Annotated in this window: 8 protein-coding genes; all 8 read left to right on the top strand. The window is 72.2% G+C overall.

From position 1 onward, the window contains the following. Positions 1–9 precede the first annotated feature (9 nt). The 8 genes from ACFY1E_RS15080 to ACFY1E_RS15045 are packed head-to-tail and all read left to right on the top strand — an operon-like array spanning position 10 to position 11,839. Positions 10–363 carry a hypothetical protein gene (locus tag ACFY1E_RS15080; RefSeq protein WP_389075665.1) on the top strand — a complete coding sequence of 118 codons (354 nt, stop codon included), beginning with the start codon at positions 10–12 and terminating at the stop codon, positions 361–363. Continuing rightward, positions 356–1,495 carry a hypothetical protein gene (locus ACFY1E_RS15075; protein ID WP_389075664.1) on the top strand — a complete coding sequence of 380 codons (1,140 nt, stop codon included), beginning with the start codon at positions 356–358 and terminating at the stop codon, positions 1,493–1,495. Before ACFY1E_RS15080 ends, ACFY1E_RS15075 begins: the two co-directional genes overlap by 8 nt. A 27-nt stretch (positions 1,496–1,522) precedes the next feature. After that, positions 1,523–2,059 (top strand): phage baseplate assembly protein V, encoded by a 537-nt coding sequence (locus tag ACFY1E_RS15070; protein WP_389075662.1) that lies wholly within the window; start codon positions 1,523–1,525, stop codon positions 2,057–2,059. A 22-nt stretch (positions 2,060–2,081) separates the two neighbouring features. Continuing rightward, positions 2,082–2,417: a hypothetical protein gene (locus ACFY1E_RS15065; RefSeq protein ID WP_389075659.1), complete on the top strand. Its 336-nt coding sequence runs from the start codon at positions 2,082–2,084 to the stop codon at positions 2,415–2,417. Next, positions 2,414–2,803 (top strand): GPW/gp25 family protein, encoded by a 390-nt coding sequence (locus tag ACFY1E_RS15060; protein WP_389075658.1) that lies wholly within the window; start codon positions 2,414–2,416, stop codon positions 2,801–2,803. Before ACFY1E_RS15065 ends, ACFY1E_RS15060 begins: the two co-directional genes overlap by 4 nt. Further along, the gene (locus ACFY1E_RS15055; protein ID WP_389075655.1) at positions 2,800–5,916 is read left to right on the top strand and encodes a putative baseplate assembly protein; all 3,117 of its coding nucleotides are present in this window, start codon (positions 2,800–2,802) and stop codon (positions 5,914–5,916) included. Before ACFY1E_RS15060 ends, ACFY1E_RS15055 begins: the two co-directional genes overlap by 4 nt. Then, complete coding sequence (locus ACFY1E_RS15050) at positions 5,913–9,692, top strand: putative baseplate assembly protein (protein ID WP_389075653.1); 3,780 nt, start codon at positions 5,913–5,915, stop codon at positions 9,690–9,692. The genes ACFY1E_RS15055 and ACFY1E_RS15050 overlap by 4 nt, the downstream gene beginning before the upstream one ends. Then, on the top strand, positions 9,692–11,839 hold the full coding sequence (locus ACFY1E_RS15045; protein WP_389075651.1) for a hypothetical protein: 2,148 nt from the start codon (positions 9,692–9,694) through the stop codon (positions 11,837–11,839). Before ACFY1E_RS15050 ends, ACFY1E_RS15045 begins: the two co-directional genes overlap by 1 nt. Positions 11,840–11,877 lie beyond the last annotated feature (38 nt).

Here is an 11,877-nt window from a genome sequence, read left to right as displayed (position 1 = left end):
ACCGCAAGCATGGCTGACATCGAGTCCTACGAGAGCGCCCTGAGCGCGATACCGGGTGCTCACCCCTACCCGCGCACCAGCCGCTACCACGACGCCGAGATCGGCATTCACGTCCAGGAGGACGGCACCGAAGTCCGTTACACCAAACGCCGGTTGCTGCCGCCGCTCGACACCCAGGAGACCCACGAGCATGTCGTCGGGGCAGGGGAGCGACCCGACCTCCTCGCCCAGCGGTACTTCGGCGACCCCGGCCAGTGGTGGCGGATCGCCGACGCCAACCCCGTACTCGATCCACGGGAGTTGACGGACGAGGCCGGGCGGGTCATCGACGTCCCCGAGCCCGGAGGACGTCGGCGTGTCTGAACAGCCCGTGCTGCACGGCCCCGTCCACATCACGCTCCTCATGGGGCCGAAGCTGGTGAAGCCGGTGCCGGCCGAGGTGACCGAGGCGCTGCTGTCCGCGCAGATCACCGCCACGGCGGGGGAGAGGAGCGGGTTCCAGCTCGCCTTCGACCTCACCAAGACCGGGATCATCAACCAGCGGCTGCTGCCCGAGGGGTTCTTCGATCCGAAGACGCGGATCATCGTCACCGTGAGTGTCCGCGGCACCACCGACGTGCTCTTCGACGGGCTCGTCGTGCGCCAGGAGGTCGGTGCGAGCAATCAGCCGGGCCACTCCACCCTCACCGTCACCGGCGAGGACCTGACCTTGCTGATGGACCTGGAGGAGCGCACCGCCCGGTATCCCAACCTGCCGCCCTCCGAGCGGGTGCTGAGCATCCTGCGCCGCTACTCCGACTACGGCATCCGGCCCGACGTCTACGCCGAGAAGATCGCCCAGCCGCCGCACCAGGACCTGCGGGTGCACTACCAGACCGGTACCGATCTCCAGTACGTCACCGACCTCGCCCGTGCCAACGGCTACACCTTCTATCTGGAGCCCGGGCCCAACCCCGGTCAGTCCTCCGCCCGTTGGGGGCCCGAGATCCGTCTCGGCATCCGTCAGCACGCCCTCAACGTCAACATGGACGCCAATACCACCGTCGATCAGCTGACCTTCGCCTACGACGGGACGGCAAGGGAGGAACCGCAGGCCCGCTGGCAGGATCCGGGGACCCGCGTGTCCACCCTCCTTCCCCAGCCGCCGATCAGTCCGCTGCGTCCGCCCCTCGGGCGCCGGCCCACCCCGGCCCTCAAGCGCAGGACCCTCTCCGGCACCGCCAAGCAGCAGCGCGAGCAGGCCGAGGCCGAACTCCTCGCCCGGGCCGCCGTGTCGGCGGACGTCGTCTCCGGGTCGGGGTCGCTCGACGTCAACCGGCACGGCTACGTCCTGCAGCCCCGCCAACTGGTCGGTGTGCGCGGCTCGGGACGTGCGTACGACGGCGACTACTACGTCAAGTCCGTCACCCACAACCTGCGCCCGGGGTCCTTCCAGCAGAACTTCACCCTCTCCAGGGAGGGCCTGGAAGCCCGCGACGACCGCGTCCGGCCGTAACACCTCATCACTCAGGAGCAGTTCAGCATGGCGGCACCCAACAATCGCCACCTCGGCAAGTTCCGCGGCCGGGTCGTGGACAACAACGACCCGCTGCGCATCGGCCGTGTCACCGTCGAGGTCCCGGACGTCCTCGGTGACGAGCCGTCCACCTGGGCGCTGCCCTGCCTGCCGTTCACCGGGCCCGAGGCCGGGCAGTTCGTGGTGCCGCCGCCGGGGGCCGGTGTGTGGGTGGAGTTCGAGCAGGGAGATCCCAGTTTCCCGGTGTGGACCGGGTGCTGGTACGGGGCTGCCGAAGAGCTGCCGCCCGACGCGCGGCGCGCGCTGCAGGCGAACTCGCCCAGCAAACCGGTCGTCGTGCAGACACCGGGCGCGCACAAGATCGTCATGGACGACACCGCCGGTGCCGAGCAGGGGATTCTGCTGCAGGCCCAGGGCGGTGCCTACATCCGCATCACCAAGGAAGTCGTCGTCATCGCGAACGGCGCGGGCGCCGAGATCCTGCTGCAGGGCGACCACGTCACCATCAACCAGGGCCAGTTGACCGTTCGGTCGAAGCGCTAGCAACAACGGGGGAGAAGAGAAGTTGTCCGGGAGTCTGCTCGACGCGAGCGCCGTGATCGGCTGCCCGCACGGCGGCCGGGTCACCGCCGCCACCACACCTTCCGGCGGCGTACGCATCGGGGGCGCCGCCGTCGCCACGGGCGCGCACACCTACGTCGTCACCGGCTGCCCGCACACCGTCGCCGGGGTGCCCTCGCCGTGCGTGTCGGTCCGCTGGACCGCCGGCGGCAGCGGGGTCACGGTCGACGGCGCGCCCGTGCTGCTCGACACCTCCGCAGCCCAGTGCTTCAGCGCGGCCTTCGTGCCGCAGGGGCCGCCCGTGGTCCAGGCCGCACAGCGAAAGGTCACCGTCCGATGAGCCGCGCCACACGCCGACAGCCGCGCACCGACATCGCGTTCCCCTTCCACGCCGACCGCCGCGGCCGCACCGCGCACGCCCGCCACGCCGCGCACGTCCACGACCTGATCGAGCAGCTGCTGTTCACCAGCCCGGGAGAGCGTGTCATGCGCCCCGACTTCGGCTGCGGCCTCCTCGATCTCGTCTTCGCGACGAACAGCCCCGAGCTGGTCAGCACCCTCGAACTCTCCGTACAGGCCTCGCTCCAGCGCTGGCTCGGCGACCTCATCGACGTCGTGGCCCTGGACGTCTCCGGCGACGACAACGCCGTACGCGTCCACCTGTCGTACGTCCTGCGGGCCACCGGAGCCCGGACCGACGACGTATTCGAAGGGAGGGCGGCATGAGCACCGGCACGACCACCTCCCGCCGCGCCAAGGTGAGAGCCGCACAGCTCAACGGAGTCGACGCCGTCGAGGTGAGTGACGACGGGCTGCTGCTCACCGTCACCTTCCTCGGCAAGGCCCCGCACGGCCTCGGCCCTGAGAACGTCCGTATCGACGGCGGCCGCCGCATCACCGGCATCACCGCCGTCGACGTCAGCATCGAACGCGAGGAGGACCCGGAGCTCGACGACCGGCTCTACGTCACCCTCGACCGGACCGGCGACACCTCGCGGTACGTGTTCGCGCTCGTCGAGACCGACCCGTACGGCCGCCCGGGAACCGAACCCTTCCGCGGCTTCGACCAGCGCTACCACCGCGCCTCCTTCTCCTTCCGGCCCGACTGCCCGACCCCCTTCGACTGCAAGGACGACGAGCCGGAGCCGGAAACCTTCCCCGCCGCACCCGTCGTCGACTACACGGCCCGCGACTACGACACCATCCGCAGACTGCTCCTGGACCGGCTCGCGCTCACCACCCCCGACTGGGTCGAGCGCAACCCCGCCGACCTGGGCGTCACGCTCGTCGAGCTGCTCGCGTACACCGGCGACCAGATCAGCTACCAGCAGGACGCGGTGGCCACCGAGGCCTACCTCGACACCGCGCGCCGCCGGGTCTCCGTACGGCGGCACGTCCGGCTCATCGACTACGCGATGCACGACGGCTGCACCGCACGGGCCTACGTCACCGTGCAGACCGGCGGCGACCACACACTCGCCCCGGGCACCTTCCGCTTCGCCTCCGTCGACGTCCGCGCCCTCGACCCGCACGACCGGCCCGAACCGGGCACGGTCATCGACGAGAACGACCTCGGCGACCTGGACGAGCGCGGCTCGGTCGAGGTCTTCGAACCGGTGGTCGCCGCCGACCCGCTGGAGCTGAAGGTCGCCCACAACGCGATCCGCCTGTGGACCTGGGGAGGCGAGGTCTGCACCCTGCCGAAGGGCGCCACCTCCGCCACCCTGCGCGACGAGTGGGACGACCCGGAGACCTGCCGGGAGCGTCAACTCGCCCTCCGGCCCGGTGACTTGCTGGTGCTGGAGGAGGTCAAGGGCCCGCGCACCGGCACCCCCGGAGACCAGGACCCGAGCCACCGGCAGGCCGTACGCCTCACCTCCGTCACCCCGGGTGTCGACCGCATCGAGGACCAGCCGGTCCTGGAGGTCACCTGGGCCGCCGAGGACGCCCTGCGCTTCCCGTTCTGCCTGAGCACGAGCGGCGGCCGCGACTGCCTGCCCGTCGAGGACGTGACCCTGGCCCGCGGCAACGTCGTCCTCGTCGACCACGGCCGCACCCTCACCGGACTCCCCCAGACGGCCACCGTGCCGCCCGCGCCGGCCGTCGTCGCATCCTGCGCCCCGCCGGACTTGGGCTGCCACGACCGCGAGGAGGGCAACGCCCCGGCTCGGCTGATCAACGTCCTCACGGACAAGACGGAGAACGCGGAGGCCCTCGTACCGGACGACGTCCGGGAGCTGTTCGCGGTGGTCGGCGAGGCGGCGACCGTCCGCGCCGGAATCGGGCTGGAGCGCGCCGGGCAGCGGCACGAGCGGGTGGTGCCCGGCACCGCGTACGCCCAGGCGGCAGCCCTGCGCACCCTGCTCGCACAGTCCGTTTACCCGGGCCTCGTGCCACGGTTCCGGCCCGTCCTCTCGCGTACACCCGTCGTGCAGGCGGTGGCCTTCCCCGACCCGCAGGCCGTGGCCGCCGGGCAGGCCGCGCGGCTCGCCGCGATCCCGGGAGCGGTCCGGCAGCGGCTCGTCGAACTGTGGCGCAGCGCCCGCGACCGTGACGGACTCGGGGACGAGGAGATCGACGAACTCACCGTCATCTACGGCCTGAAGGTCATCGAGCGGTTCGAGATGCGGACGCATCCCGTCCGTGCGCTGCGTGAACTCCTGCACCGCAACGACGAGTTGCTCGACACGAAGCAGCGGCGCCTGGCCGTCCTCGTCTCCCGGGCCCGCGCGGGCGCGGTCCTCGACGGGCACATCGCCTGGGAGATCGCCCACAGCTGGGGTCCGGCGTACGCGGCCGGACTGCACCCCGACGAGCCGGTCCTGCGGGGCTCCGCGGCCGCCGCGCTCGCCCAGGACCCGCGCCGCGCCCTGCCCGCCGTACGCGTCGAGGACGGTGACCTGACCTGGCTGCCCCGCCGCGACCTGCTGCACAGCGGCCCCCGCGACCGGCACTTCGTCGGTGAGCTGGAGGACGACGGCCGTATCGCCCTGCGCTTCGGCGACGGGCGGCACGGCGCGAAGCCGAAGCCGGGCGCACGCCTCGCCCTGCACTACCGACTCGGCGGCGGCATCGCCGGCAACGTAGGCGCCGAGGCCATCAACCACCTGGTCGTCCAGAGCGACTGCGCACATCCGCCGGCCGCCGTGGTCCGCAACCCGCTGCCCGCCACCGGTGGCACAGAGCCCGAACCCGTCGAGCAGGCACGCCAGTTGGCCCCGCTCGACCTGCGCCGCACGCGCCTGCGCGCGGTCACCGCCGAGGACTACGCGGCCCTCGCCGCCCAGCTCCCCGGAGTGCAGCGCGCCGCCGCCGAGATCCGCTGGACCGGCAGCGTCCAGGAGGCCCACATCGCGATCGACGCATACGGGAGTGCCGACCCGTCGACCGAACTGCTCGCCCAGGTCGAGCAGTCCCTGGAGGCGTACCGGCGCATCGGCCACGACCTCGTGGTCGGCCCCGCCCGCCTGGTACCGCTCGACATCGCGCTGACCGTGTGCGCCAGGCCCGGCTACCAGCACGGGCAGATCCTCGCCGAGCTGTACCGCGTGCTCGGCAGCGGCCGCCTCGCCGACGGGCGGCTCGGGTTCTTCCACCCGGACGCGCTGACCTTCGGCGAACCCGTACGGCTCAGCCGACTGGTCGCCGTCGCCGCGGCCGTACCGGGAGTGGAGAGCGTCCAGGTCACCCGGCTGCGGCGGCTGTTCGAACAGGACCGAGGAGAGAGGGAGGACGGCGTGCTGCGGCTCGGCCCGCTGGAGATCGCCACCTGCGACAACGACCCCGACCGGCCGGAGAACGGCCTGCTGGCGATATCCCTGGGAGGTGCGGCGCGATGACCGCCACCGATGAGTGCACCTGCGGCTGCGGCGGCCACGACGAGCGCCTCGCGCCCGCCCCGCCGCACAACCCGCCCGGACGCACCGCCCTCGACTACCGCGTCGGCGAGTACGGCTCGTTCCTGGCCGCCCTGCTCGACCGGCTCGCCTCGCCCGCGTACCCGGCCCTGGAAGGCCTCACGGTCCGCACCCCGGACGACCCGGCGATCGGGCTTCTCGATGCCGCCGCCGTCCTCGGTGACCTGCTGACCTTCCACTCGGAGCGGATCGCCGACGAGGCGTATGTCCGTACGGCGAACGAGCACCGGTCGCTGGTGCTGCTCGGGCGGCTGGTCGGACACCGGCCGCGGCCCGGTGTGGCCGCCGCGACGCATCTCGCGTACACGCTTGAGCGTGATCCGCGTGCGGAGACGTTGCCCGTGGTGATCCCGCGCGGGGCCCGTGCCCACAGTGTGCCCGCGTCCGCGGACGAGGAGTCGCTGACCTTCGAGACCAGTCGGGACCTCAGCGCCCGCTGGGACTTCAACGAGCTGAAGGTGCGCAGGCGGCGGCCGTCCTTGGTGACGCCCGACGAGCTTGAGCGGCGCTCCGAGCTGTTTGTCGAGGGGACCTCGAACTCTCTGCAGGTCGGGGACCAGCTGCTGTTTGTGTTCGGTGAGCAGGCGGGTGGGGAGCGGAAGCTGCTGCCGGTCGCCGGTGTGCGGGTTGACCGGGACGAGGACGTCACGGCCATCTCGCTGCCGAGTTCTGCGCCGCCTACGTTGAAGGAGCTCGTCGACGAGGTGCGGCGGTGGGTTGCCCTGCCTGCCGGGCCGGGGGAGCCGGGGGAGGAGCCGCCTACGCCGGAGGTGCCCAATCCGCGGCCTGTCAGCCGCATGATCGAGGACTTCGAGGATCAGGTGCTGGCGTCGCTGCGGGTCGCTTTGGACGGGGTGAAGACGCCGGAGAGGCTTGCGGCTGTGCTGGCGGAGCCCGTTGCTCGGCTCGGCGAGGCGGAGGTGTTGGCGGGGCCTTGGGAGGATGTGGCTGCGTGGTTCGAGCAGTTGCAGGCCGTGCTGGCTGAACTTGCCCAGCGGGCACTGGAGTTGGCTCCTGCGCAGGGCACGCGCGAGAGTGCCTCGGCAGGTGGGTTGGTGTCTGCTGCGCCGTCTGGGCTTGTCGCGCCCGCGCGGCGGAAGCCGCAAATCCAATACAGCCCCGCGCCCCTGACGGGGGGTTCGCGTGCCGCCGCCTTTCATGCTCTGGCGGCGGTCCTTCCCGCCCTGCGGGCCCAAGCTCCCGCCTCGCCGACCGGACCCGGCCCCCAGCTCCCCGGTACCGACACCGCCCGGCTCCTACGCACCCTCAATCCTGGCCTCGGCAGTCTCTATCCCGCCTGGCGCAAAGCTGGTGTCCCTGGATCCGCCCAGCTCCTCCGTGCCCTGCTCGCCATGCGAGTCACCGCCGCCCCCTTCGGTTCCACCGCCCCGCTCAAGCCCGTTCAGGACGACAGGGGGCGGGTCATCAGGAGTGCGGACTGGCCGCTGACGGGGGCCGTGCTGACCGGGATGCGAGTCGTGTACGACACCGCGGGCAAGGTGCCGGTCCGGGCGGAGTTCCAGTACGTCGAGGGGAACAGCTCCGATCAGCGGGCCGTGACGCTGCCGCTCGCCCAGCAGGTCAACTTCGGGCTCGGTCCCGGGCATGTCGACCTCTCCAGCGGCTCAAGCCAGGAGCCCGCCGTCAGCATCCACCTCCGCGACGGTCTTCCCGAGCGCACCCTGACGGTGTCCCGGCCGGGCGACGACGGGCTGGTCCACGTCGGCGTCAAGAACGGCACCGCGCAGGAGATCTCCCTGCTGCCGGGCGCCACCGAGCAGTTCACCCACGGCGAGTACGAGGTGAGCCTGCGCTACACGGTGGGCAGCACCGAGCCGAACGTCGAGATCGTCATCGCCAGCAAGCCGGCGCCGGTCAACCGCGCTGTGCTGCAGCTCGACAGCGTGCACACGAGCATCACCGTCGGGAGTTGGGTCGCCATCCTGCGGCCCGCCAAGGGTGCCCAGGACGGCATACCGGGCGACCCGAAGCTCGCGTTCGTCACCACCCAGGTCGTGGCGGCGCGTACGGCGGCCTACTCCAACTACGGCATCACCGGCCGCGGCACCGAACTCACCCTCGCCGACCCGTGGCTGGACGAGTTCGACGTGCTGCTCTCGCACATCCGCGACACCACCGTGTACGCCGGAAGCGAGCCGCTGCGGCTCGCGGACGAGCCGCTGGGCGAGGACGTGCACGGCAACGAGATCGAACTCGCCGAGCTGTACGACGGACTGCGCCCCGGGCGGCTGCTCGTCGTCACCGGTGAGCGCAGCGACATCCCCGGGACGACCGGGGTGACCGCCGACGAGATCGTCACGATCGCCGCCGCCGACGCCACAGTGGACCCGCAGCTGCCCGGCGACCGTGTTCACACCCGGCTGACCCTGACCGCGGATCTCGCCCACCGCTACCGCAGAGAGACGGTCCGCATCCTGGGCAATGTCGTCGAAGCCACCCATGGTGAGAGCCGGGAGGAAGCCATCGGCAGCGGTGACTCGGACCGCGTGGGCCAGACGTTCGCGCTCTGGCAGTCCCCGCTGACCTGGCTCGCCGGCGACAATCCCCTCGGCGCCACACCGGTGCTGGAGATCCGGGTGGACGGGGTGCTCTGGCACGAGGTGGACAGCCTCGCCGGACGTGGACCGCGCGACCGGGTCTACATCACCGGCACCGCCTCCGACGGCCGTACGACGGTCACCTTCGGCGACGGCATCCACGGCGCGCGGCTGCCCAGTGGCCACGAGAACGTCCACGCCCGCTACCGCTTCGGCACCGGCAAGGCGGCCAACCTCCCGGCGAACCGCATCACCCAGCCCCTCACCCGCCCGCTCGGCGTCACCGCGGTCACCAACCCCCGCCCGGCGACGGGCGGCGCGGACGCCGACGGCCCCGGCCTGACCCGCCGTACGATCCCCCTCGCCGTCTCCGCCCTGGACCGGCTCGTCTCGCCGGCCGACTACGAGGACTTCGCCCGCTCCCGCGCCGGCATCGGCCGGGCCGCCGCGCGCGAACTCTTCGACGGGCGGCGGCGCGTGCTGCACGTGACCGTCGCGGGTACGGATGATGTGCCGCTGGACGGCGACTCGGACACACTGCGTGCCCTGCGCGGGGCGCTCACCGAGTACGGCGACGGCGACCTGACCGTCCGCGTGGACGTGCGCGAACTGGTCCTGCTGCTCGTCGCGGCCAAGGTGAAGGTGGCCCCGGACCACGCCTGGGAGAACGTCGAACCACGGCTGCGGGCGGCACTGCTGCGCCGGCTCGGCTACGAGGGACGGGAGTTGGGGCAGCCCGCCCGGCTCTCCGACCTCCTCGCCACCGCCCACACCGTGCCCGGCGTCGACCATGTGGACGTCGACGTCTTCACCGGCGTCCCCGCCTCCGCCACCCCCGGCGAGCTGGCCGCGTTGCTCAGCGACCCCGGCGAGCCCCGCTCCAGTGTGCCCGCGCACCCGGCGGCGTACGACGAGAAGATCCACACCGTCCGCGACCCGCACGGCGAGACCCTGTCGTCCGTCTGCGCCCGCTACGGCGTCCCGCTCGCCGAACTCCTGCGCCTCAACCCCGACATCACCGACACCAGGCGCCTGAAGAAGGGCCGGTCGGTGTACGTCTTCCGCGGCATCCGCCCCGCCCAGCTGGCCCTGCTCTCCCCGCGGGCCGCGGACACCCTCATCCTCACGGAGGTCAAGTGATGGCCGCGAACCAGGCGGACGTCCAGTTCGACACGGCAGTCCCGGTGACGTCCCGCGAGCCGGACGGCCTCGCCGCCCTGCTGCCCCGCTGGCACCTCCTGCGCGACGCCGAGGAGGGCGAGCCGCTGCGCGCGCTCCTCGCGGTGATCGCCGAGCAGCTCGACCGGGTCCGCGACGGCGTGGAGCAGGGCTACGAGGACCTGTTCGTGGAGACGGCGGCGCCCTGGGTGCTGCCCTACCTCGGCGATCTCGTCGGCTACCGCACCCTGCCCGGCTACGAGCGCGTGCTCACCACGGGCCTGCACGAGGGCGGGCGTGCCGCGCTCGCCGAGGCCATCGCGCCGCGCGCGGACGTGGCGGCCACCGTCGCCAACCGGCGCCGCAAGGGCACGCTGCACCTGCTGGAGGAGATCTCCGAGCAGGTCGCCGGGTATCCGGCCCGTGCCGTCGAGCTGTCGCGGCTCGTCGCCCACAACCAGTCGGTGAAGCTGTACCGGGACACCGGCAGGGGCCGCCTCCTCGACCTCCGGGACGGCTCGGCACTCGCCCTCCAGGGCGGCCCCTTCGACACCACGGCCCGCACGGTCGACGTCCGCCGCGCCAACTCGGCGCGCACTCAGGGCGGTTGGAGCCCGGCCGGTGTCGCCCTGTTCGTCTGGCGGCTGAAGGCGTACTCGCTGACGTCCTCCCCGGCGTACTGCATCGACCGCGCCCGCAACCTGTACACCTTCTCGATCCTGGGCAACGACAGCCCTCTGGTCACCAAGCCGGTCCCGGAGCCGTCGCCCACGCACATCGCCACCGTCGACAACGTCCCCGCGTTCATCACCCGCCGTCTGCTCCACGACCGGCTGCTGGACTACTACGGCCCCGGCAAGAGCTTCGTGATCCGGCGCGACGGCGAGGACAAGCCCGTACCGCCGTCCGACCTCGTGGTCGCGGACCTGTCCGACTGGCGCTACCGGCCGAAGCGGGGGCAGATCGCCGTCGACCCGGAGCTCGGGCGGATCGCGTTCGGGTCGCGGTCGGCGCCCCGGCAGGGCGTGTGGGTGGACCACCACTACGCGTACGGCGCCGACATGGGCGGCGGCGAGTACGAGCGGCCCGACCGGGTGGACCGGCCGGACGCGAGCTTCTATCGGGTAGGGCCGGGACAGCCGTACCGCCAGATCATGGACGCCTACCGGGCCTGGCAGCACGACCGGCGGGCCGGCAGCACCGGCCCCGACGGCATCATCGAGATCACCCACAGCGGCGCCTACCAGGAACAGCTCGACTTCGACCTCGACCCCGGCGACCGGCTGGAGCTGCGCGCGGCCGAGGGCACCCGGCCGGTGATCCGGCTGCTCGACTGGTACAGCAACCGGCCCGACGCCCTCAACGTCCGTGCCGTACAAGAGGACTGCGCGCCGCACGAGCGGCCGCGGATCGTCCTCGACGGGCTGCTGGTCGCCGGGCGCGGCATCAACGTCACCGGCCCGATGGGTGCCGTCGTCGTACGGCACAGCACCCTCGTACCCGGCTGGTCCCTGGAGCCCGAGTGCGAGCCGCACTCGCCCGAGGAACCCAGCATCGTCCTGGACCGCACCACCGCCTGCCTGCAGATCGAGCACAGCATCCTCGGCACCATCGAGGTCATCGGCGACGAGGTGAGCGAGGACCCCCTCGACATCCACCTCCGCGACAGCATCCTGGACGCCACCGGGCACGACCGCGAGGCCCTGTCCGCCCCGGACTGCCGCCACGCCCACGCCGTGCTCCACGTGCACCGCACCACCGTCATCGGCGAAGTCCACACCCATGCGGTGGAGATCGCCGAGAACTCGGTCTTCACCGGCAGGCTGAACGTGGCCCGGCGCGGCATCGGCTGCCTGCGGTACTCGGCAGTCCCCGCCGGCTCGCGCACCCCGCGACGCCATCGCTGCACCGACGTACGGCCGTTGTTCGTATCGGTGCGCTACGGGACGCCCTGGTACGGCCAGTTGGCCGACCGGTGCCCCGAGGAGATCCGGCGGGGCGCGGACGACGGTGCCGAGCTGGGTGCCTTCCACGACCTGTACCGGCCGCAGCGCGAGGACGGTCTGCGGGCGCGGCTCGCGGAGTACACGCCCGCGGGTGCGGACGCCGGGATCTTCTTCGTGACCTGAGCAGTGCCGCCGTACGACCCACCCGCAGAATCCTGAAC

The organism is Streptomyces sp. NPDC001604, assembly GCF_042893475.1.
In the GTDB taxonomy this organism is placed as follows: domain Bacteria; phylum Actinomycetota; class Actinomycetes; order Streptomycetales; family Streptomycetaceae; genus Streptomyces.
The sequence above is the reverse complement of the archived record's forward strand: the minus strand, read 5'-3'. Positions and strand labels throughout refer to the sequence as shown.